The organism is Pseudoalteromonas sp. APC 3691, assembly GCF_030408135.1.
Classification (GTDB): Bacteria; Pseudomonadota; Gammaproteobacteria; order Enterobacterales; family Alteromonadaceae; genus Pseudoalteromonas.
Window position 1 is genome coordinate 29,641 of sequence record NZ_JASDCB010000029.1, and the last position, 22,510, is coordinate 52,150.

The 22,510-nt window shown below is 39.0% G+C and carries 20 protein-coding genes; 3 read left to right on the plus strand and 17 right to left on the minus strand.

Going from position 1 to position 22,510, the window contains the following annotated elements; genetic code table 11:
• Positions 1 to 3: 3 nt before the first annotated feature.
• The 10 genes from msrB to QL998_RS11100 all read right to left on the minus strand — a co-directional run bounded on the left by msrB (position 4) and on the right by QL998_RS11100 (position 11,894).
• Positions 4 to 444 carry a peptide-methionine (R)-S-oxide reductase MsrB gene (gene msrB, locus QL998_RS11055; protein WP_024600689.1) on the minus strand — a complete coding sequence of 147 codons (441 nt, stop codon included), beginning with the start codon at positions 442 to 444 and terminating at the stop codon, positions 4 to 6.
• A gap of 145 nt (positions 445 to 589) precedes the next feature.
• Entirely contained in the window at positions 590 to 1,030 is a 441-nt protein-coding gene (locus QL998_RS11060) for a hypothetical protein (RefSeq protein ID WP_024600688.1), read from the minus strand.
• A 2-nt stretch (positions 1,031 to 1,032) separates the two neighbouring features.
• The gene (locus QL998_RS11065; protein ID WP_076924847.1) at positions 1,033 to 1,551 is read right to left on the minus strand and encodes a DUF2919 domain-containing protein; all 519 of its coding nucleotides are present in this window, start codon (positions 1,549 to 1,551) and stop codon (positions 1,033 to 1,035) included.
• A gap of 10 nt (positions 1,552 to 1,561) precedes the next feature.
• Entirely contained in the window at positions 1,562 to 3,580 is a 2,019-nt protein-coding gene (gene ligA, locus QL998_RS11070) for an NAD-dependent DNA ligase LigA (protein WP_290192688.1), read from the minus strand.
• An 80-nt stretch (positions 3,581 to 3,660) separates the two neighbouring features.
• Complete coding sequence (gene zipA, locus QL998_RS11075; protein WP_182196770.1) at positions 3,661 to 4,428, minus strand: cell division protein ZipA; 768 nt, start codon at positions 4,426 to 4,428, stop codon at positions 3,661 to 3,663.
• A gap of 74 nt (positions 4,429 to 4,502) precedes the next feature.
• Positions 4,503 to 7,904 (minus strand): AAA family ATPase, encoded by a 3,402-nt coding sequence (locus QL998_RS11080; RefSeq protein ID WP_290192689.1) that lies wholly within the window; start codon positions 7,902 to 7,904, stop codon positions 4,503 to 4,505.
• A gap of 68 nt (positions 7,905 to 7,972) precedes the next feature.
• A complete protein-coding gene (locus QL998_RS11085; protein ID WP_290192690.1) occupies positions 7,973 to 8,704 on the minus strand; it encodes an RNA methyltransferase in 732 nt (243 codons plus the stop codon).
• Between the two features lie 76 nt (positions 8,705 to 8,780).
• Entirely contained in the window at positions 8,781 to 10,817 is a 2,037-nt protein-coding gene (locus QL998_RS11090) for an FUSC family protein (protein ID WP_182196762.1), read from the minus strand.
• Between the two features lie 10 nt (positions 10,818 to 10,827).
• Positions 10,828 to 11,685, minus strand: a complete 858-nt coding sequence (locus QL998_RS11095) for an HlyD family secretion protein (RefSeq protein WP_182196759.1) — start codon at positions 11,683 to 11,685, stop codon at positions 10,828 to 10,830.
• 5 nt (positions 11,686 to 11,690) lie between these two features.
• Positions 11,691 to 11,894, minus strand: coding sequence for a DUF1656 domain-containing protein (locus QL998_RS11100; RefSeq protein WP_024600681.1), 204 nt, complete (start codon positions 11,892 to 11,894; stop codon positions 11,691 to 11,693).
• A gap of 234 nt (positions 11,895 to 12,128) precedes the next feature.
• Between QL998_RS11100 and QL998_RS11105 the strand changes: the two genes are divergently transcribed.
• From QL998_RS11105 to QL998_RS11115, 3 genes are read left to right on the plus strand one after another with little or no spacing between them, the layout of a single operon-like run.
• Positions 12,129 to 13,238 carry a YjgN family protein gene (locus QL998_RS11105; RefSeq protein ID WP_182196757.1) on the plus strand — a complete coding sequence of 370 codons (1,110 nt, stop codon included), beginning with the start codon at positions 12,129 to 12,131 and terminating at the stop codon, positions 13,236 to 13,238.
• A gap of 9 nt (positions 13,239 to 13,247) precedes the next feature.
• On the plus strand, positions 13,248 to 14,270 hold the full coding sequence (locus QL998_RS11110) for a M48 family metallopeptidase (protein ID WP_182196754.1): 1,023 nt from the start codon (positions 13,248 to 13,250) through the stop codon (positions 14,268 to 14,270).
• The gene (locus tag QL998_RS11115) at positions 14,257 to 14,655 is read left to right on the plus strand and encodes a DoxX-like family protein (RefSeq protein ID WP_182196752.1); all 399 of its coding nucleotides are present in this window, start codon (positions 14,257 to 14,259) and stop codon (positions 14,653 to 14,655) included. The genes QL998_RS11110 and QL998_RS11115 overlap by 14 nt, the downstream gene beginning before the upstream one ends.
• Before the next feature lie 53 nt (positions 14,656 to 14,708).
• Here the strand turns inward: QL998_RS11115 and speB are convergent, their stop codons facing one another.
• The 7 genes from speB to QL998_RS11150 all read right to left on the minus strand — a co-directional run bounded on the left by speB (position 14,709) and on the right by QL998_RS11150 (position 22,227).
• Positions 14,709 to 15,632 (minus strand): agmatinase, encoded by a 924-nt coding sequence (speB, locus tag QL998_RS11120; RefSeq protein ID WP_007583987.1) that lies wholly within the window; start codon positions 15,630 to 15,632, stop codon positions 14,709 to 14,711.
• 3 nt (positions 15,633 to 15,635) lie between these two features.
• Positions 15,636 to 17,549, minus strand: coding sequence for a biosynthetic arginine decarboxylase (speA, locus tag QL998_RS11125; protein WP_290192691.1), 1,914 nt, complete (start codon positions 17,547 to 17,549; stop codon positions 15,636 to 15,638).
• 257 nt (positions 17,550 to 17,806) lie between these two features.
• Positions 17,807 to 18,154 carry a hypothetical protein gene (locus QL998_RS11130; RefSeq protein WP_290192692.1) on the minus strand — a complete coding sequence of 116 codons (348 nt, stop codon included), beginning with the start codon at positions 18,152 to 18,154 and terminating at the stop codon, positions 17,807 to 17,809.
• Between the two features lie 202 nt (positions 18,155 to 18,356).
• Positions 18,357 to 18,689, minus strand: coding sequence for a YnfA family protein (locus QL998_RS11135; RefSeq protein ID WP_197185880.1), 333 nt, complete (start codon positions 18,687 to 18,689; stop codon positions 18,357 to 18,359).
• A 62-nt stretch (positions 18,690 to 18,751) separates the two neighbouring features.
• Complete coding sequence (locus QL998_RS11140) at positions 18,752 to 19,621, minus strand: MYG1 family protein (RefSeq protein WP_076924838.1); 870 nt, start codon at positions 19,619 to 19,621, stop codon at positions 18,752 to 18,754.
• A 280-nt stretch (positions 19,622 to 19,901) separates the two neighbouring features.
• A complete protein-coding gene (locus QL998_RS11145; protein ID WP_290192693.1) occupies positions 19,902 to 20,363 on the minus strand; it encodes a GNAT family N-acetyltransferase in 462 nt (153 codons plus the stop codon).
• Positions 20,364 to 20,550: 187 nt separating this feature from the next.
• Entirely contained in the window at positions 20,551 to 22,227 is a 1,677-nt protein-coding gene (locus QL998_RS11150) for an EAL domain-containing protein (RefSeq protein WP_290192694.1), read from the minus strand.
• Positions 22,228 to 22,510: the final 283 nt, after the last annotated feature.

The window sequence follows — 22,510 nt, forward strand, 5'->3', positions numbered from 1 at the left end:
ATATTAGAGCTTTTTCATTGATGCGGCATTAACGCAATAACGTAAACCCGTTGGTAATGGACCATCTGGAAAAATATGGCCTAAGTGCGAATCGCACACGTTACAAACCACCTCTATGCGCTCCATACCATGGCTTGTATCGCTTACATAGCCAATCGCTTCAATTGTCGCAGGTTGCGTAAATGACGGCCAACCAGTACCGCTATCAAACTTCTCATCAGCATCAAACAATAGATTATCACAGCAAATACACACATACTTACCAGGCTCAAGTAATGTACAACTACCCGAGCTATCTGGGCGCTCTGTTCCCTTTTTACGTGTTACGTAATATTCATCTTCTGATAATTGCATCCGCCACTGCTCGTCAGTTTTGACTACTTTTTTACTTGGGGTAGGATTGCCGTTGGTGGCAAAGTTAATAACATCATTCCACTTCAACATAATAGCCTCATTGAATAGTTGATTAACCATACTTAATAAATTTATAAAAAGTACGGTTAATTATTACGTTATTTAATACTCTAAAGATCAGCTAAAGAGTGTTGACCGTTTAAGGCTGAAATTACCCAGCCGTAAATAAATCTCCTTAGCTAAAGGTAATATTTTGCTTTTCTGAGTCGGTAAGTATTCGTTTAATAAAACTATCTAGTTCTGCTTTTTTTGCAGGTAAACTAACACTTATTTGGCGCTCGTTATTACTGTAAATTATTAGCTCGTCATCCTTTGTCGTTATGCGTTCAATACTCTCAATAAATAACCAATCTGGACCGTGCTTTTTATCAAAAAACCCCATCAAACTAAAAAGTAATAGGTGTTGGGCGTCTCGCTGAATAAAATCCTCTAACCTGTTCCTTGATTTAAATAAAGGCGTTAGCCTATAAACGCTTGAGCAAAAAACAAATACCCACAACCCAAATAGCGCTTTAAACCACATAAACTCTAAAAAATCAGTGCTAATCATTAAAATAATAAGCACTAAGCCTATTAGCGATATAGCTATCGCTATTTTTTTATTTACAGCGTCCACAACTAATCCTTTTTAAGTCGCTTTTTTTCTTCTGATGCTTTTTCTGTCGGCTCAGGCCAATCATTAAAGAAAACAGTTAAATAGCGGCTTTTCATCAAATACCACAGCACCCATAAAACAATCATCATTTGTACTGCTAAAAAAGATGAAAACCGATAATGACTATGTGCAGCTTGAATACTTAACCATGTTAAATCAACAACGGCACATAAAATAAGGGGCCAACGCATATGTCGCCATATTTTTGCTAACCTGTCGCTCGCACTGTGTGAATCTCGTGGCCTGCGTAAGCAAAATAAAATAGTCGGTATTATCGCAACGCTTCCAATTGCTATTGCGATAAAAAAATCATTTTTATTTTTAAAAAATAAAGACATTAAATCCAGTTCAGGTCTGCGGCTTAAAGCCGCTATAACCCAAATAAAATAGCCACGTAAAAGCACAATCACACTTAAATGAAATGCAATAGGCGTACGATAACTTCCGTACTTATCCCAGTATTCTGGCCCATATCGGCTCATTATCGTTTTCCTAACCGTTATGCTTTATAAGCAACTCAATTAATTCATCTTCAGTTAGTATGTCTATGCCTAGGTCTTGTGCTTTTGTGAGTTTTGAACCTGCTTTTTCACCCGCCACTAACGCATCTGTTTTAGCCGATACGCTACCAGACACCTTAGCGCCCAATTGTTGTAATCGTGCTTTTGCATCATTGCGATTAAGTGTATTAAGCGTACCTGTAAGCACATATGTAAGCCCAGCGAGCGGTTGTTCTTCCTCAGAAGGTGCGCTCAACGCTGGCCAGTTTACGCCTTGATCTATCAGCGCATTAACAACCGCTAAATTATGCTCCTCATCGAAAAAACCACGAACATGAGCAGCTACTATTTCGCCCACATCACTTACTTGCGTTAAACTGTCAATGCTGGCCTTTATTACATTTTCAAGGGTTAGAAAGTGATTAGCTAAATTTTGTGCCGTCGCCTCGCCCGCCTCACGAATACCCAATGAATATAAAAACTTAGCAAGCGTAGTGCCTTTAGCCTCTTCAAGTGCTGTTACTAAGTTTTTAGCTGACTTAGGTCCCATACGTTCAAGCGACTCAAAATGCCCTTGCTTTAAAATAAACAAATCCGCAGGTGTTTTTATAAGTTCTCTATCTACTAGCTGATCAACAATTTTATCGCCAAGACCGTCTATATCAAGCGCTTTGCGCGAAGCAAAGTGCTTAATAGCTTGCTTTCGCTGTGCAGGACATACAAGCCCACCCGTACACCGGGCTACAGCTTCGCCTTCAACCTTTTCAACATGAGAATCACAGATTGGGCAAGTCGTCGGGAATTCAATGTCTCTGGCATCATCAGGGCGACGCTCAAGTACAACTTGTGTTATTTGCGGGATCACATCCCCAGCGCGGCGAATAATAACTGTATCACCTACTTTGACGCCCAAACGTGCAACTTCATCACTGTTATGAAGCGTTGCATTTGATACGGTAACGCCACCCACAAAAACAGGCTTCAAACGTGCAACCGGTGTAATGGCGCCAGTACGACCGACTTGAAAATCAACATCAAGTAATTGGGTTATTTCCTCTTGCGCCGGGAACTTATATGCAATGGCCCAACGAGGAGCACGTGCTACAAAGCCTAAACGCTCTTGTAAGGTCTTTTGATTGATTTTTATTACTACACCATCAATTTCATATTTAAGCTCACTGCGACGCGTTAAAATATCGCTGTAGTACGCAAGCGCGGCTTTTGGACCTTCAACTAATTTTGTTTCTGGGCACAAAGGTAGCCCCCAATCAGTCAGTTTTTCTAATTGCTGATAATGATCCTCAGGAATATTGCCATCAGCCACAAGCCCGGTACTGTAGGCATAAAACATGAGTGGGCGTTTAGCGGTAATTTTAGAGTCGAGTTGGCGTAAACTACCTGCCGCTGCGTTACGCGGATTAACAAATACTTTTTCACCGCGTTTTTCTGCTTCAGTATTTAGTTTGTCAAAGCCAGCGCTGTCCATAAATACTTCACCGCGCACTTCTAGCTCTTTCGGGTAATCGCCACGCAGCTTAAGTGGTACATTACGAATTGTTTTTACATTTTGAGTAATGTTTTCACCAGTAAAACCATCACCTCGTGTCGCTGCTTGTACAAGCACACCATCGCGATAAATAATTGAGACAGCCAAACCATCAAGTTTTGGCTCACAACAAAAAGTAAGCTCATCGGTACTCATTAAGCGCTCTTTAATACGGCGATTAAACGCAGTAAATTCTTCTTCACTAAAGGCGTTATCAAGTGAGAGCATGGGTACTTGGTGAGCTACTTGCTCAAACTTACTAAGTGCTGCACCACCTACTTTTTGTGTCGGTGAGTCGGCGGTTAAAAATTCAGGGTGCTCGGTTTCTAGTGCGCTTAGTTCGCGTAATAACCTATCGTATTCAGAATCAGGAATACTGGGGGCGTCGAGCACATAATAGTTATAGTTGTGTTGCTCTAATATAGTACGAAGATGATTAACTTGCTCACTAATGCTGCTAGACATTTAAACCTCAATAAACATAAAAAAAGCCACTTTGACGATTCACCGTCCAGTGGCTTATAAAAATATAATGTGTGCGTTATTTACGCTGAAAAAGAACGGACCTGCTCAACATATTGTCTTACGCGATCTACGGTCATTTCATTTCGCTCAGCATCTAAAATTTGTGCACCAAATTCATCCGCTAACTTTTTAGCTGCGCTGTGCAACATATTAAATGCAGCTAGGCCATCGCCGTCGCACGGTAACGTCATAAATAAGCTTACTCCAGCGGTACTAAATTGTTCCATATTATCAATATCAAACGTACCTGGGTTGTACATATTTACTAATCTAAATAAAACAGGGCCTTGGCCAGCAGGATCTAAGTGGCGATTAAAAAAGCCTTCCTCTGAATATTTAAAACCTAAAGTATTAACTGCTGGCAATAATTTACTACCCTGCATGCTAAGCTCTTCTGGCATTTGAATATGTACGATAACAAAGTCAGACATTTGAGCTGGTGCATTTTCAGCGCTTTGCTCTTTTTCTTCTTGGTCATCCACTATTTCTAGGTCATCTTCAATCGGCACTTCTGGCACGCTTGTATCAATTTGCGGCTCATTTGCATCAAAGTTAAGCTCACCAAATTGTGGCTCATCACGTTCGTTTTGCATTGGCTCTGTTGGCTCAGCCTCAGTACGAAACGGTTTAAATGAAGCTGATGTGCTTTCTTGTAATGGCTCAACCCGTTCGTTATCAGATACTTCTGGGCGGTCTTTTTTTCTAACAGACCACAATCCATGTATTAATAAACCACCAATGACAACTACACTGATAATGATTAAAACCCATCTTAATTGTTCGGCCATCCCCTCACCTTTTATTATTTGATATGCCTAAAACCTGTATATTAATCAAAAACTAATATACTTGTTATAAAAATTTATGCATGTGCAAGTTGCACAGCTTGCTCTATATCTACAGCAACCATTCGCGATACGCCAGGTTCTGCCATAGTAACACCTGTTAATCTACCTGCCATTTCCATCGCAATTTTATTATGACTAATATAAATAAACTGCACTGATTGTGACATTTCTTCAACCAAACGGCAAAAACGCACAACGTTGGCATCATCCAATGGTGCATCTACTTCGTCCAGCATACAGAAAGGAGCTGGATTGAGCCTGAATATAGAAAACACTAATGATAATGCGGTCAGCGCTTTTTCTCCACCACTTAACAAATGAATTGTTGAATTTTTCTTACCAGGTGGTCGTGCCATTATACTAACACCACTTTCGAGTAAATCGTCACTGGTTAATTCTAAATACGCACTACCACCACCAAAAACTTTAGGAAATAGTTCAGCGAAGTCTTCGTTAACTTGATCGAACGTCGCTTTAAAGCGTGTTTTGGTTTCAATATCAATTTTACGAATTGCACCTTCAAGGGTACTTAACGCTTTTGTTAAATCATCTAATTGATTATCAAGATAATCACTACGAGCTTTGGCTAAATCAAACTCTTCTATTGCCGCTAAGTTTACTGCACCTAATTTATTTAACTGATTAGTGAATCCGGTTAACTGATTTTGCGCCGCACTTAAATTCAATGAATCTGGTAATTCATCAAGTATTGCTTTTAAGCTTTGTTTCAATTCTTCTAATGGCTCGAGCGCAACTTGCGCTTTTATTAGCAAGCTTTGCTCTTCAATTGTTAACTTTTGATGCTGCTCTTGCAAGCCCGCCAGCTCGCTTTGCGAACTTTTAAGGCTTGCCTGTTTGGTATTTAAGCTTTCTTTAGCCTGAGCTAATTCTTTTTGTAGTAATATCAGCGCCTGCTCACCTTTTTGATGTTGCGCTAAAAGCTGCGTTATTTTATCGTCCAGTTCTTGCTCTGGTATAAGCAGCTCTTCTATTTCATTAAGTAGTTCTTGCGCACCTTCAGATGCACTAATGTGCTCCTGCTCTGCATGGCTCAATTTGGTTTGGCTTAACTGCCATTCACTGCGTGCCTTTTGCTCTGAGAGCGTTGCCTTATGCGCTTGCGTTTTATATTGCTCAAGCATGCTTAATGCTTCGCTATAACTTTTATCACTTTGTGAGCGCAGGCTATTTGCAGTGTCTACCTCATCCGTTAAGTTGAGTTGCTGCTCATTTAACACTTCAAATTGCTCTGTTTGCTCATCAAGCACGGTATTTAATTGCAAAAGCACAGTAGTTAATTGCTGTTTTTGTTGCTGTAGCTTTCCTAGTTGCAGCTTAAAGTGCGCTACTTGCTGTTTAAGCATATCACTGCGAGTACCGGCTACTGCTATGTTTTGCGCAAGCTCATGTATGGCTTCTTTAAGCTCGTTTTGGTCGTTAATTAACTTTACTTGCTCGGCTGTATGTTCATCACGAGTACGCGTTACTTGTTTTAGCTCATCCTCGGTATTGGTTAACTGCTGAGCTTTATCCTGCAATTGTTTATGTTTTAAAAGCAATGAGTTTTCTGCACTTCGATCAGCACTTACATGCCAGTTACGACCATATAAAGCACCGTTTTTATCCATAACGGCTGTATAAAAAGCATCGTTTAAGAGCGTTAAATCACCGCTCTCGCTATAAGCAATACGCGTTAAATGTTCTGGATAAACACCGCTTGTTATGAGTGCCGCTAAGCTATTTTCAGCAATGTGCTTACCACTCATTGGCCACACACTATTATCAGCTTGCTGCTCACTTACATTTAAGTGCTCTAGCGATTTAAGTGCTTGCTCTATTAAGGGCTCAAAGCCTTCTTTAACACTTAGCTGATTAAACAAACCATGAGTACTTTCACTTTCTTCATCAAGCCCTAATGTACTTTTAAGCCCCGTTATACTGGCTTTTAACTCGTTTATTGTTTGAGTAAGCGTCGAATATTGCTTCTGTGAGTTATTAACAAGCTCATTTTGTAATTCAAGCTTAGCACTGCACTGCGTGTGCGCTGTTTGTTTAGCGGCAAGTTCTTGAGTTAATGTTTGTGTTTGCTGTTTTTGCTCTGTTAATTGTTGCTCTACATCACTACTTTGTAAGTCAGTAAGCTGCGCATTTGACTGATCAATTTGCTCGTTAACGTGGCTTATTTGCTGCTGAGTTTGTTTGATGTGACTGCTATGCAGTTGTGCATTATTCTTAAGTTGTTGCTGTTGCTCACACAAAGTTTGCCAGTGTGTATTGTGGCGCAGTTTCAGTGCTAATAAGTCCTCAAGCTCATGTGTTAACGTCCTAACTTGCTCTTCGCACATTAAAGCGTTTTCACTTGCTTCTTGCAGGGTTTCATTTAGTTGTTCACACACAATCTGCTGCTGCGTTTTAATCTCCGTACTATGAGTTTGGCGCTGCTGTAATTTAATTAAATTTTGTTTAAGCGTTTGAGTTTGTTGCTTTACATTTATTTGTTGTTGCTCAGCGCGGGTAAGCTCGGTGTGTATTACATGTTGCTGATGCTGTGCATCGCTTAATTTGTCTTGCTGAGCTTGTACTTGACCTTCTAAGCTTGCAAGTACATCGTCATGCCCTGAGTTAGCGGTTTTAAAAAACGAAACTTGGTCGTTCAGTTTTTTAATTTGAGTACTTTTTTCTAATTGCTGCTGGTGTAACTTTTGCCATTTTAAAACCGCAATTTGCCCTTTTAGCATGCGTTCTTGCGCTTTTAGCTCCCGGTATTTTTTTGCATCAACCGACTGCACAGCTAATTTATCTAACTGGCTTTGCAGCTCTTTACGCACATCAAGTAAACGCTCAAGGTTTTCGCGGGTGCTTTTAATACGTGTTTGGGTTTCGCGGCGGCGTTCTTTGTATTTAGAAACGCCGGCGGCTTCTTCTAAAAATACGCGTAATTCTTGTGGTTTACTTTCTATTAAGCGCGAGATCATCCCTTGCTCAATAATTGCGTAACTTCGCGGACCAAGACCGGTACCTAAAAATATATCGGTAATATCGCGCTTACGACATTTACTACCGTTTAAAAAATACAGTGACTGTCCGTCGCGCGTTACTAGACGCTTAATGGCAATTTGGTTTCGATCGGCAAATGTATTTGAAGGGCTACCTTTATCGTTATCAAAAACAAGCTCTACAGAGGCTTGCGATATGGCTTTTCGATTAGTTGAACCATTAAAAATAACGTCGGTCATGGCATCGCCACGCAGATTTTTAGCAGAGCTTTCACCTAGCACCCATCGCACTGCATCAATAACGTTAGATTTGCCACAGCCATTAGGGCCTACAACACATGTCATTTGATCAGGAAATGGAATTTTAGTGGGCTCTACAAACGATTTGAAGCCCGCTAATTTAATGGTGCTTAAGCGCATCTTATTGTTATTACCAATTTATTATTGTTATTGACTACAAACAATTTAACTCATAAATAGTTAAATTGTTAAGCTTGGCGTTTAAAGTTATCTAAAATAATACCGGTGGCCATTGCCACATTTAGCGACTCTGCACCGCCAAAAGCAGGTATGGTTATTTTGTCGCTCACTAATTTTGCACACTGCTCGCGTATTCCATGCGATTCACTGCCCATTAGTAAAACGCCTGAGCCCGTAAATTGGGTTTTATGTACGCTTTGTCCATCTAAAAAAGCACCGTAAACAGGTAACTTTAAAGAGCGTAAGTAATCAGGTAAATCTACTTGGCTTACCGATACCCTTACAAATGAGCCCATTGTGGCGCTAATTGTTTTAGGGTTGTAAGCGTCTGCGCTGTCGGTGCTAGTTACTATATGTTTAATCCCGTACCAATCAGCTACTCTAATTATTGTGCCTAAGTTACCAGGGTCTGATACGCCATCAAGCGCGAGTATTAAGCCATTGGCTTTAGGTAGCTCTGCATTTGGCATATCAACAATAGCAATGGCTGCATTATTGCTAACTAGCGTGCTGGCTTTGGTGAGGGTTTCTTCATCCGCTTCAACAAAATTAGCGTGCTGATACTCACCTTGGTACGCATTTATAAATTCGTTTGTAGCAAAAATATTAACCACATTTAATGGGCTGTTTAATAACTCAAGTACGTTTTTCTCACCCTGTACAAGGTATTGATTATATTGCTTTCGGTACTTTTTTTGGCCAAGTTGGCGAATAAGTTTGAGTTGGTTTTTTGAAATCATAACAGCCCCATAAAATTATCCAGCAAGTATAACAGATTTCGTTATAACATCTGAACTCGAAAAGCAGCGAATAGGGTTAATTAATCTTGCTGGCACTTCTTTCAAAGGTCAGGTTAATACGAATAAACATACCTTTAATTGCTTCTAATTGGTTTGAATCATCAACGGTTGCTGCTAATTCGTTATAAAGATCATCAGACGCTTGCTTAAAGTTTTCATCAAACTTGCCTTTGGTTGCCAACATAAATGCACTAGCCAACGTGCGTTGCCACTCATTTAAATATTTGAGTGTGGTACCACCAGCAAGGTTCTCGCAAATTGAGTTTAATCGTATTGAAGCATGCCCTAAGTTTAAACCTGTTAATGCAAGGTCAGTAATGGCCCGTGTGTGTGAGCCCTGATCATAATTAGTTAAGCGTATTAATCTATCTGCCATGCGGCGGTTATACCAAATAGTAGGAGTTTGATGAGTATTTATTTCGAGTAAATCTTTGTAAGTTGCTTTAAAAACACGATGAACAAGTAACTGAACACTGGGGCCGGTAAATAACTGAAAAATCCAAAATAAAATACTCACGCCAGCAAAAATAGCGATTGCAGAGCTTAATGTATAATCAATTGAAAACGCTAGGCTCATATCCGTGCTGGGTCTAACCAAAATAGTAAATGGAATACAAAACCCTAAGCCGTATGGCAATGTTTGTTGCTCAGCTAAAAGCAGTAAACCAAGAAAATACGGACCCGCTAATACAAGTAATAATATTTCTAGTTGCCCACCACTTTGCGACAGTAAATTTAGCGCATAAAAAACAGTCACAAAAGTAGCAACAATTATACCTGCCAATAAACGTTTTATTACCACCTGCAAAATAGCTAACGGTATTCGCGCTAACATTATCGAAAAAATCACCGGTAAAATCATTATTAATAATGCAGCTGAAGACCCTGTATTAACCCAAATAAATGCGCCGATAGAAAAGACCAAAGCAGTTCTGAACCCTACTATAATGCCAGCCAATGGGTCGCGATATGTAAGCATACTAGGTGCATTTAACAATGTTTTATCGCGTTGTTCTAAAGCTCTGTAAGCCCGCAGTAAAATTGTTAAATCGTTAGCCACTTCCATGCTCACATTGAGCATGTGAGATTCAAATGGCGAATCACACACCGTATTTGCTCTATAGTCGGTTAGCTCTTTGCGCAGGGCTTTAATCTGCTCGGCGCAGTAATCAAAATCGTCAGATTCTTTAATTTGTGCGAATACGTTTTTAAGTTTACTTATTAATTTGTCTAATGTAGGAGTAATGAGGTCTGAGTGGTTTCGTTGTAGGCGACCAATTATTTGAATTGAAGCCAGTAAAGAAAGTACTTTTTGCGACAATTGATTTGCCGCACGCGAGCGTCCGGGGCCTTTCGGTCCTTCGTACCTCACTGCGCTAGAGTCTTCGTTTATAGACCCTAACGTTGCCATAATGCCATCTATTTGGTGATGGCGATTTTCGTGCGATCCTTTAGAATCAAGTTCCGTTACTAAATAATCTAAAGTTTGATTTATAACCGACCGTGCTTGTGCTTGCAGTAAATGTTTAACTTTTACTGGCCAAAATAAATGGCTAACAATGCCCGCACAAATCGACCCAATCACTATTTCGCTTACTCGCGCCTGAGCAATATCAAATATACTTTGACTGCTCACCATTGCCGGTGTAACCATAACTAAAAGTACAATAATAGCGGCGGTAACCCCTGCCATAGCAAATGCATAAATAAAGTTTGCTTGGCGCACCATTGCCGATAACGCAGAGTTTACCCCTAACCATAAAGCAAGTGCACTTAACGCTAAATAAGGATAAAGAATTAACTGGGTTAAAAGCAGTATGCCAAATAAACCACCTATTATGGTGCCTATTATTTGGCATATTGCTTTTTCAATAACGAGTCCGCTTTGTGGGCGTAATTGCAAAAATATAGCTGATACTAGCGCCCAATAAGGTCTATCAAGATTAAGCGACATAGCAATAGTCAGCGCCATTACCATCGCAATAACGCCCTTAACAGCAAAAATAATTGCCTGTTTTTTAGGAAAAAACAAATTCCTCAATACATCACCCAAAGCATTCTCCCTATTGAGTATTTAGATGTATTGTGGCGGTCATTCCGGCGCTAAGTTGTATATCCTCTGGCACCGAATCTAGCTTTATATCAACAGGAATTCGCTGAGATAAACGCACCCAATTAAATGTTTGCTGCACCACGGGTAAAAGTTGTGTATTACTTTGTGTGTTTGTATTTGCAATAGCTTTACCCACACTAATCACATGGCCTAAAGCCTTGCCACCGCTTAACAGTGATATTTTAGCTTTTTGATTATCATGTATTAAAGGAATTTTAGTTTCTTCAAAGTAACCCGTAACGTAAAACGAGCCTGATTTTACAATGGCAAATACTGATGTGCCTTGAGCTACGTAATTACCTTGGCGTAAGTTTAAATTAATAATTTGCCCACTAACGGGGGCATACACTTTTGTTCTATCAAAGTTAAGTTGAGCTATAGCTTGATCTGTTTTTGCAAGTTCATAATTGGCTTTTGCTATTTTTGAATTAATGCGTGTTGACTCAAGCCCTTCTTCACTAATTGCTTGCTGAGTGTTTAAACCTTTTCGGCGCTCTAGTTTATGTTTTGCCAACTCCCAGGTGTATAAAGTATTTTCAGTAGTCGCTTTACTCCTATCAAGTGCCGCTTGGTAGCGTTTGTTGTCAACACTAAAAAGTAAGTCACCTTTTTTTATATTTTGACCATCTTTAATGTTTAGCCCAGTTACCCATCCCGACACATCGGGCGAAACGGTGACTACTTCAGCTCGAATACGGCCGTCTCGAGTCCAAGGAGTATGCATGTAATCAGTCCATACCCATCGTCCAGCAAATACAGCGGCTATAACAACGATTATGGTTAAAAGTGTACGTAGATATTTTGTCATCTAATTTATCTTCCACTGAGTAGGTAAACGGTTAAGGCCAAATAACAAATAAATAAAGACACCTCAAACCAAGCCACCTTCCAAATACGGTCGTGCCAATCTAAACGATGTAATATAAAACGTGTAATGGCTGTTAAAATAAAAGCGATAGGAAAGTAAATAATCAAAGGGCTAAACTCTACCCCGCCTAAAACAACAGCTTGCAGCATAATAAAAGTCCATACGTGTTTAAAAACGGTTAAAAGTAGAGTGCGATAAAGCAGATAACTGATTATATTAATTTTGTGCTTAATTTAAAATTAATAGCCACACAGTTTTAAGCCTACTGGTATTACTTATAGTCTTTCAATCAGCCACTTGCAAAACTGTGGTGTAATTATAAACATTGAATTTTGCACCAAATTTAGGTAAATTAACAAAAAAACAACATGGATATAATTTTAATGGAATCAATACACCCTACTCCCCCTAAAACAAACCCTCCAGTAAATGAACCCGCTGGACCAATTTTTAGCGGTAAAGTGCAATTTAGCGGTAAAGGTGGTGAGTTTTTTGGCATTTGGATTGTAAATATATTACTTAGTGTTATTACTCTCGGCATATACTCAGCGTGGGCTAAAGTACGTACACACCGATACTTCTACGGCCATACTCGTATAGATGGACATAGCTTTGACTATCTAGCAACGCCAATACAAATTTTAAAAGGCCGGATTTTAGCGGTTATTGTGTTTTTTATTTACACATTCTCTATCAGCTTTATGCCTATACTAGGCCTGTTTATTGCGATTGGTTTTATCTTTTTAATGCCATGGATTATTAACCAAGGTTTACGTTTTAATCTACGTATGACGCGCCATCGTAATGTTCGCTTTGCTTTTAAAGGCAGTTATGGCGAAGCTTTTGTTAACTTTATACTTTTACCTATTGCCAGCGTATTTACACTTTATTTATTAATGCCTTATGTTATAAAACGTATTGATAGCTATATCCATAGCAACATTAGTTACGGTGACAAACCACTTACTGTAAATCTAAAAGGCGAAACCTATTACCTAACAGCGCTTATTTGCTTTGTAGTGAGCTCTATCACTATGGTGGTATTTATGGGGATTTTAGGATTATTTGGCCTCAATTTAATAGATATTGAAAATCAACAAAATTTAGAAAACTCTGCAGCTATGGTTATGCTTCCTATATTTATGACTATTGCCTACGTGCTGATGATTGCTATTGTTTCAGCTGTATGGCACGCCGCTATTCGTAATCACATTTTTGATAACAGCCATTTTGAAGGCGTTGCTACATTTAAATCAGAGCTAAAACCAATTCCTTTCGCAGTTTTATTACTCACTAATATGTTGGCTATTGTATTCTCTTTAGGGCTTGCATACCCATGGACAAAAGTACGCACATCAAAAATGCTTGCAGATGTAACTAACGTCACTATTTATCCTGGTGCATTGAATCTGATTGATACCGAGCAGGATCAGCAATCATCATTTGCTGAAGAAGCTGCAAACGTATTCGATATTGACCTTTCTTTAACTTAAGAGCTCACCATGCATGTAAAGGGGCATTTTTTTCCCAAAGCATCGAGTAATTATCATGTGTGTGTGGCAACTATTAGCGACACACACATTGAAATTATTGACGATGAATATGTTATTGCTCGCCACGCAATCACAAGTCTTAACTTAAGTTCGGGAATGGCTGGACTTGCTGACGAACTAGACTTCGAAGATGGCAGTCGTTTTATTCCACTTGATGTAAATTACAGATGGCCATTTAAAGAAAATAACCATCACGTAATGGAACGCCTCGAAAAAAGTAAATGGACCATTTTAGCCGCTGTCATATTTACACCATTGTTTATGTGGTTAGTGCTTTATAAAGCCGTACCGGCCATTGCTGTTTACAGTGTTGATACCCTGCCACGTAATGTTGTAGAGCAAATGGGTGAGCAGAGCTTTACATTAATTAAAAAGATTGCGCTTGACCCAAGTGAGCTGCCCGCAGAGCAGCAAGCTAAAGTACAAGCGCATTTCAAAAGTATGCTTAAGGCGTTATCGCTTGATCAATCGGTTTATAGATTATCATTTTATAAGTCAGACAGCTTTGGCGCTAATGCATTTGCACTGCCCCATGGTCGTATCGTGGTCACCGATGAGTTAGCTAATCTACTTGCCGATAAACCCAATGCGCTAAAAGCGGTATTGCTACACGAAATGGGTCATGTAGTGCATCAACATAGCGTACGTATTACAGCACAATCTGCCGCAAGTACGATTGTATTAGCGGTTGTATTTGGTGATTTAGAGGGTGTTGCAGAGGTTGCGCTAGGTACCGGTGCATCGTTTGCTCAGCAAGGGTTTTCACGTGATATGGAACGCGAAGCCGACAGCTTTGCACTTACCCAATTAGAATCATTGGGGTATTCGAGCAATGACTTTGCTGATGCAATAGAAGCCCTGCAAGAAAGCCATACCAGCGAAAACGAACACCTAGAAAAAGTGAATAACTTATTAGAATATTTATCTAGCCATCCAAGTGCACAAGAGCGTATTAACAATGCTAGGAAATAATCGTGGTTATATTCAACTTGCTCGCTACATAGTGAGTTTAAGTTGGATATACCACGGTTTTTTTCCAAAGCTTTATCACGTAGCGCCACTTGAAAAGTTAATGACGGGCAGTGCTGGCTTTTCAGCAGAAGTGTCTGACTTAATTACACGTTCGGCGGGTGTTGGCGAAATTATATTTGGACTGTGTTTATTTGTGTTTTATAAAAATAAACATCTAGTCACTTTAAATATATTAGTGCTTATTGGGCTTTTACTCGCTGTAGTTGTTATGCAGCCACAATTACTTATTGAAGCATTTAACCCTGTTACTACTAACTTGCCTCTTATTGGGCTAAGCGTTATTTGGTTAAAAGAGATTAAGCTGTTGAATAATCGATATCTCTAAATAAAAAAGGTATGCAAATGCATACCCTTTTTTGTAGTACTTAATTTGTAAAATTAGTACTTATTTTTATGCGTCCATAAATGCAATAATTCACTGGCAATTGTTGCTGCGGCAATGGCGGTAAGCTCGCTTTGGTCATACGAAGGTGATACCTCTACCACATCCATACCCACCATATTTATACCTTTTAGCGCACGCAGTACTTTAAGTACTTTATCTGATGTTAAACCACCACACACAGGAGTGCCTGTACCAGGCGCAAACGCAGGGTCTAAACAATCTATATCAAACGTTAAGTAAACAGGTAGGTCACCTACTCGTTCAAGTATTTGCGCTGCAATATCATTTGCATGTAAATCGTTGGCTTGCATTGCATCAATCACAGCAAATTCATGTTTGCTTTGATCAAAGTCGGTACGAATACCTATTTGTATACTGTGCTCAACATCTATCAGCCCTTCCATTGGTGCATGATAAAACATAGTGCCATGATCAAATCGCGATCCATTGCTGTAGGTATCGGTGTGCGCATCAAAATGTACTAACGCCATTTTGCCATGTATTTTTGCATGAGCACGTAATAGCGGAAGCGTCACAAAGTGATCCCCCCCTAAACCTAATAGCGTTTTACCTTGACGAAGTATTTGCTCAGCAGCCATTTCTAATTGCGCAGTAAAATACTCAGGGTCGCCAACAGGGTAAGTAAAGTCCCCTGCATCGGCCACTTTTAAGCGCTCAAACAACGGAAACGTCCACGGGTATTTAGTGTCTTCCCATGCTAAATGAACCGATGCACGACGAATTGCATCAGGGCCTAAGCGCGCACCTGGACGGCCCGATGTCGCTAAATCAAATGGTAAGCCTAAAACCACTACGTCTGCATCAATTGCATTAATGTTTTGCACCATAGGACGACGTAAAAACGTCATCCCATTTGAGTACAATGAGTGATCTGCGTGACCAAACAAAGTTGACATTGCTTATAACTCTTCTAAATAAGTGTAGCCGTCAAGGCCGCTTTGCAACTCGTCTAAAACGCTTTGCTGTTCGTGTTTTTCAATTTTAGTGCTTACTAACTGCTCGTATGATTGCTGAAAACTTTCAACATCTAAATGTACATAGCGCATCATATCGGCAACAGTGTCACCTTGGTTTATTTCGGTAATACTTGCAACGCCTTGCTCATCCATATTAACAATGGCGCTGTGCGTATCGCCAAACAAGTTATGCATATCACCTAAAATTTCTTGATAAGCACCCACCAAGAAAAAGCCCATTAAATAAGGCTTGTCAGCACTAAACTCTGGTACAGGTAATGTGCTTTCAATACCTTGTCCATCTACGTAATGCTCAAGTGCACCGTCTGAGTCACAGGTTATATCAAGTAATACAGCACGTTTTTTTGGTGCTTCAGTTAAGCCACTTAATGGCAGTACCGGAAACACTTGATCAATGCCCCATGCGTCTGGAAGCGATTGAAATAACGAGAAGTTTACAAAGAACTTATCGGCTAAACGTACGTTTAACTCGTCAATAATAGGACGATGAAAACGGTTTTTATTATCCATGTGCTTGTTAAGTTCATAACAAATACGAATATTAATTTGCTCAGCCCATGCACGTTGCGATAAATCAAGTAAACCTAGTGCAAATTGGTTATGCGCTTCAGCTAAATCACCTTGGCTGTCGTGATAAATCTCAATTAATGCACGGTCATCCGTTAAATCAGTTAACTGTACAAACGATGCCCACATGTTTTTTAATAACAGGGGTGCATCTGCTGCTGGCGCTACTAACTCTTCTGGCATGTAACTTTCAGTACCAATAACATTAGAAATAAGCACAGCATGATGCGCCGTAAGCGCACGACCTGACTCAGAAATAATAGTCGGCATTGGCTGCTCATATTGCTTACATGTATCACCAATGGTGTACACAATGTTATTTGCGTACTCAGCTAAGCTGTAATTCATAGAGTTATGCGATTGGCTACGTGTGCCGTCGTAATCAACAGCTAAGCCACCACCTACATCAAGGCAATCAATTTCTGCGCCTAATTTGCGTAACTCACAGTAAAAACGCGCAGCTTCGCTTACACCTAAACGTACGTCACGAATGTTCGCCATTTGCGACCCTAAGTGAAAATGTACTAGCTGTAATAAATCAAGTTGGCCTGCGTCTTTTAAACGATTAACTACATGCAAAACTTGCGATGCAGATAAACCAAATTTTGATTTTTCGCCGCCACTCGCTTGCCATTTACCTTTACCTTGCGACGCTAAACGTACGCGAATACCAATGCGCGGTTTTACGTTAAGCTCTTTTGCTTGGCTAAGCACCATATCTAGCTCAGAAAGCTTTTCAAGTACGATATACACTTTATGACCTAGCTTTTCGCCAATAAGTGCTAAACGTACGTATTCTTTATCTTTGTAGCCATTACATACAATTACGGCGCTGGTTTTTTCAGCCAATGCTAATACTGTAAGTAGTTCAGGCTTGCTGCCGGCTTCTAAACCAAGTTGCTTTTTTTCTACTTGTGCTTGGCTTGCTACTATTTCTTCAACTACTTCACGTTGTTGATTTACTTTTATTGGGTAAACTAATAGGTAGTCTTTAGGGTAACCATAGTTTTCAATCGCAGTATTAAATGCGCCGCATAAGCTGTGTACACGATGGTGTAAAATTTGCGGAAAACGAACTAAAGCAGGTAAGCTTAAGCCTTTATCTTGTAGTTGCTTTGCGATATCTGTTAATGCAATGGTTTGCTCTGGGGCATGAGCCTTGGGCGCAACATACACATCACCTTGATCATTAATACCAAAAAAACCTTGGCTCCAATGACGAACATTGTAGCTCGTACGAGCTTGTTCTAGTGATGTTGTTTCTTTCATTTATCTTTCTCTTTTATTTGATGAATGCCAATAGTGAGTATCGGCTGATTGCGCGCATTAAAAGAAAAATAGGGATTCAAGTCCAACAAGTATTTTTACTCGTAACGAGTAATTTTTAAGATTACAAATACCCATTTTATTACACAGCCAACGAGCCCTTAATTAATAAGGCTTAGCTGCTAATTAACTTTATAATTTAGCAGTATATAGTGGACTATGCAGGTGAGTTTCACTTCCAGAACTATATAAGTTTTTGTTTAATTGATTACTACTTTGGTTATTGAGTCTGCTTTTGAAGATGTAGATCCAAGTTTGCGCCATGCTTCGTACTTTTCACTTTTGAGCCATGTAATACCTATGTACTCTTCCCAATTAACAAAATCGAGAGTTTTATAGCGCTCATCTGCGCAGCCACCAGCGCCAAATGCAACTCTGCAAAGCGTTAATGTAAGATACGTGCCATCGTATTTAAGGCGTTTATTGCTTTGGTTTTCTGGGCTACTAGACAATAACCGAGTTGGTATATTTAAAACAATGCTTGCTGTTTTTATACTGCCTTCACGAGCAACCTTGTAAATAAAATTCATTGTTATTAATAACAACATCAGGCGTTAATGGCTCCCACCAAGGCGTAGGTAGCGAGGTAGTAACATTGGTTTTTAAAGGATTTTTGCTACAAGCAGCTATCAAAACAAGGCAGCCAAAGAGTAAAAGCAGTGATTTGTAAATATTCATAATTGCCTTCCTATCTCTGCAGTTTAATTTATTTGAGTATAGGATATTTTAACAAAAGGAAATTGGACGAGATTAAACACTTTTAGGTGCAAAAATAATAATGGCCATACCAAGTAAAGCAACAGCTCCACCAATAACATCCCACATAGTGAGCTTTACGCCATCAACAACCCATAACCACAATAGCGCAACGCAAATATATACGCCGCCATAAGCTGCATATACACGACCAGCTGCATCAGGGTGAAGAGATAATAGCCAAGCAAATAAACCTAAACTTAAAGCCGCAGGAATTAAAAGTAATATACTTTTATCCTCTTTAAGCCAAAGATAAGGAAGGTAACAGCCAATAATTTCGGCAAGAGCGGTTATGACAAATAGCGCGATAGTTTTTACTTCAAACATAACGTTCTCACGTAATTTAATTAGCTAAGTAACATACAAATGTTGTTACTTAGCTATTTTACTTATTCAGCTAATGCCATTGCGGCAAGCTTCATTGTACTCTCAAACGATTTGGTACCCGCTATAAACAAACCATTGTGACAGAATACGGCATCATCAATACCTGTTTCATCTACAAACGCTTCATCAGATAAGCCTGACCACGCTTTAGGAAGTGATTTTCTATCCTCAAACGATCCTGGCTCAACTGGCACAGTCTGTAATATCCATTGCCCAGAATGCGATGGGTAAACCATGTATAGTGCATCGCTTGATAAAATATGCACTGTTTTTTTCCACGGAGTGTATTTTTCAAGCACTATAACTCTGGCATCTTCTGCACTTTCAATTGCTTTGGCAACAATCTCTTTTGCATTTACACTTCCGTGAGCTGATGCGATAAAACGAATGAGCATGCGAGCTGCAAATTCAACAGCTTCATCAAAGCAGGTATCAAAGTTACTTTCTTCTTCCCATGTAGGATTAAACATTGAGATTGTTTGGCTCAAGCTTATTCCTTTTGACACACCTTCAACATGACCACAATCAATGGCGTCAATTGTTGAAACTAAGCCCGAATCAACTCTATCAGCAACGGCTTGGTTATCATCACACAGCGCTAAGCCATATTTTTTCCACACTAAGCCAAATGATGAAAAAGGAATGCCATTTTCTCGTTCGCCTGCACCACCACGTTGATGATGATCGAAGCGATTAGTTTCGGGGTCGTATTCGCCACCTACATCAATTACAAAGTCGGCACCCTCTATAAGCGCTTTATCGCGAGTACGTACCAGTTTAAACGTTGGCAAAACATGTTTAAGTACCGCAATACTAAAAACGTCATCTGCATGAAAATTACCATTGTGGGTTACTACTGTTATTTCGCTCATTTGTTTATTGCTACTTTTAGAAAAGATAAAAATTCTCGCTTTGTAAGTTAGTCACTAATTATCGAGGCAGATTTTATACGAAGACAGATGTGAAAAACAGTGAAGTATTTTTTGCATCACTATAAAAGACTTTCTTAAAGTGATTAGCGTGGTTATGCCGTTTATTGCAAAGCAATAATAAGTAGCTTCTTAAAACTACTCTAAATTAGAATAAAACGAATGATCATGGACCTGATATTTACGACATATTGAGGTTTAACATGTCGTAGCGTTAAAAAGCTTATTGGCTAAGCCCTAACTCCATAAATACACTTTGTGGATTATCTATATATGAGCCAAAACTGCTACAGCGTTTAAAGCCTAAATTTTCATATAAATTGATTGATTTTATTTGTTTTGGACCTGTTTCTAAACGTATTAACGGGATCTGCTTCTCGCCAGCTTGATGTAATAAAATCTGCATAATACGTCTTGATAGCCCTTTACCACGATGACTTGGTTTTACGTATAAACGTCTTATTTCGCCATAAGGCTGAGTATCAAATTTCTCTACGATCGCACCACAGGCAATAATACCTTCATCAGTTTTTAAACCAATAGCATACACATTAGGTAAGGTTAATTCGTCTAACTCCAGAGACTGCGCGGTAGCAACAGGATATAAAGAGTTTATAAGTCGGTCTATATCATCAAATACATTGACTACATCGGGGTCATTAGGGTTCAAATCGACTAACTGCATAAAGCTTCCATTCATTGTTATAAGTTGATTAAGCTTTAAATAATATATTTAAGCGGGCGTAGCTTAGCACTGTTTAACAAAAAAATCTTTAGGGGAGACTGCATTGTGAAATTTCATCAATAAGAGCAATAAATAATCCAGTACAAAAATGAGCAGTTAGATTATTGCTCTTAAATTGCGTTGAGCTTTAAGTAATTAGATCGTGAGGCTTATTTTTAGCGTTATGCCATTTTAAATAGCGCTCGTTATCCATTGGTTTTGCGATTAAGTAACCTTGCATCGAATCAATATTCATTTTTTTAAGTAAATTGTACTGCTCAGCGGTTTCTACACCTTCTGCCACTACCGCTAAGTTTAAGCTTTTTCCTAAGCTGATAATTGTTTGCGCGATATTAAAACCAATGTCATTGTCTAAAATTTTATCAATGAAGCTCTTATCTATTTTTAGTTCTTTAACAGGAAACGCACTTAAATAAGCTAAGCAAGAATACCCAGTTCCAAAATCATCAATCGAAAACAAAAAGCCTGCAGCAATAAGCTCTTTCATTTGTTTAATTGTATATTCTATATCGTTTGAAATCATCGACTCAGTTATTTCTAACTTAATTTGTGATGCTCGAATATCAAATTTATTAATAATGTTGAACAACTCACCTTTTAAATTTGATGAATTGAACTGACTTTGACTAATATTAATTGAAACACTAAACGAGTTGTCAATTATAGCGTTTGCTTTAAGTTCATTAATTAAAATACATATATCATGCAAAACAATATTTTGTAGTTTTTGAATAAAACCGTATTGCTCAGCTATAGGTATAAATTCGTTTGCCGCTATCAGCCCTCTTTGAGGATGGTTCCACCTAATGAGTGCTTCAGCACCAACAACGTTACCTTGCGTATTTACTTGTGGCTGAAAGTAAGCACAAAACTCATTAGACGCAATTGCCCTCACTATATCGGTTTCTAGTTCTGCTTGCTTTTCGAGCAGTGTTTGCAAGGCTGGATCGTAAAAGCTACTGCTATTCCCCCCCTTATTTTTAGAATGATACATAGCTGTATTTGCAAATTTTAATATATTTCCAGCCTGTGCATTTACGCTATCAATTAGGCAAATACCTATGCTACAACTTACTTGGAATGCAAGGTTTCCCAATTCGAATTTATCATGAAAAGCCCTTTGAATTTCTTGAGCAACTGATTTACATTCTAGGATTGCTTGCTTTGTGTCTTGCCCTATGTGTTTAAGTAAAATAATAAATTCATCACCACCTGCTCTGGCTAGTGTATCTGAGCCTTTTATTATTGCACTTAACCTTTTTGATAGCTCCACAAGTACTTCATCCCCGGCACTGTGCCCAAGTGAATCATTAATACGCTTGAAGTTATCTAGGTCTAAAAACAATAACGCCCCTATATTTTTATTGCGCTTGATACTCTCTACACACGCGCTTAATCTGTCACTAAGCATTCTTCTATTTGGAAGTTTAGTTAATGGATCGTAAAAGGCGAGTTTGTGGACTTCTTGCTCAGCTTTTTTCTTTATTGAAATATCTCTGGCCATCCATACTACGTGCCTTTTTGTAGGACTATTGGGGTGGTAATGATCTAATGCAGCAGCCCTGCCTTCAAAAACTATATTGCCCTTTGGTACAGCTAATTCATATTCAAAAATTTGCGTCTCGTTAGTCGAGAGTGTTTTTTCAATAACGTCAATTATCATCTGCGCATCTTTTTGAGGAAGCAGGTCTTTAACATTTTGACCAATAAGATCCGTCGACGAATCAAGCAGCAACTCATTAGAGGTACCATAAACATCGGTATATGTGCCATCTTCACTTAAAATGAGGATGAGATCGGGCATTACTTTGGTGAAGGCTTTAAATTTTTCATTACTGTGCTGTAAATTAACGACAAGCTGTTTTGCCTTCGCAAATTCGTTACTTTTCTCAAGAGCGATACTTGAAAAGTGTACAAAAAAATCTATTAATTCTAAATCTTGCTCTGATGGGGTTTTAGGCTAAAGTATCCCCAGAATTAGCCTTTACATATCAATGAACTAACAGTATTAAAAAATGTGGGTAGTGAGGGAACATTCATGGTGTTTTGTGATCTTATGAATCGCTTAAAAACAACAGAACTAAACA

Bases quoted from the DNA above. Each gene is read 5' to 3' on its own strand.
- msrB (WP_024600689.1), bottom strand. From the start codon at position 444: ATGTTGAAGTGGAATGATGTTATTAACTTTGCCACCAACGGCAATCCT.
- QL998_RS11140 (WP_076924838.1), bottom strand. From the start codon at position 19,621: ATGAGCGAAATAACAGTAGTAACCCACAATGGTAATTTTCATGCAGAT.
- QL998_RS11100 (WP_024600681.1), bottom strand. From the start codon at position 11,894: ATGCTGCAAGCTGTTGTTTTAGGCGGGGTAGAGTTTAGCCCTTTGATT.
- zipA (WP_182196770.1), bottom strand. From the start codon at position 4,428: ATGGCCGAACAATTAAGATGGGTTTTAATCATTATCAGTGTAGTTGTC.
- QL998_RS11080 (WP_290192689.1), bottom strand. From the start codon at position 7,904: ATGCGCTTAAGCACCATTAAATTAGCGGGCTTCAAATCGTTTGTAGAG.
- QL998_RS11110 (WP_182196754.1), top strand. From the start codon at position 13,248: ATGCATGTAAAGGGGCATTTTTTTCCCAAAGCATCGAGTAATTATCAT.
- QL998_RS11105 (WP_182196757.1), top strand. From the start codon at position 12,129: ATGGAATCAATACACCCTACTCCCCCTAAAACAAACCCTCCAGTAAAT.
- speB (WP_007583987.1), bottom strand. From the start codon at position 15,632: ATGTCAACTTTGTTTGGTCACGCAGATCACTCATTGTACTCAAATGGG.
- QL998_RS11130 (WP_290192692.1), bottom strand. From the start codon at position 18,154: ATGTTGTTATTAATAACAATGAATTTTATTTACAAGGTTGCTCGTGAA.
- ligA (WP_290192688.1), bottom strand. From the start codon at position 3,580: ATGTCTAGCAGCATTAGTGAGCAAGTTAATCATCTTCGTACTATATTA.
- QL998_RS11095 (WP_182196759.1), bottom strand. From the start codon at position 11,685: ATGACAAAATATCTACGTACACTTTTAACCATAATCGTTGTTATAGCC.
- QL998_RS11085 (WP_290192690.1), bottom strand. From the start codon at position 8,704: ATGATTTCAAAAAACCAACTCAAACTTATTCGCCAACTTGGCCAAAAA.
- QL998_RS11065 (WP_076924847.1), bottom strand. From the start codon at position 1,551: ATGAGCCGATATGGGCCAGAATACTGGGATAAGTACGGAAGTTATCGT.
- QL998_RS11145 (WP_290192693.1), bottom strand. From the start codon at position 20,363: ATGCAGTTAGTCGATTTGAACCCTAATGACCCCGATGTAGTCAATGTA.
- QL998_RS11115 (WP_182196752.1), top strand. From the start codon at position 14,257: ATGCTAGGAAATAATCGTGGTTATATTCAACTTGCTCGCTACATAGTG.
- QL998_RS11150 (WP_290192694.1), bottom strand. From the start codon at position 22,227: ATGCCCGATCTCATCCTCATTTTAAGTGAAGATGGCACATATACCGAT.
- speA (WP_290192691.1), bottom strand. From the start codon at position 17,549: ATGAAAGAAACAACATCACTAGAACAAGCTCGTACGAGCTACAATGTT.
- QL998_RS11135 (WP_197185880.1), bottom strand. From the start codon at position 18,689: ATGTTTGAAGTAAAAACTATCGCGCTATTTGTCATAACCGCTCTTGCC.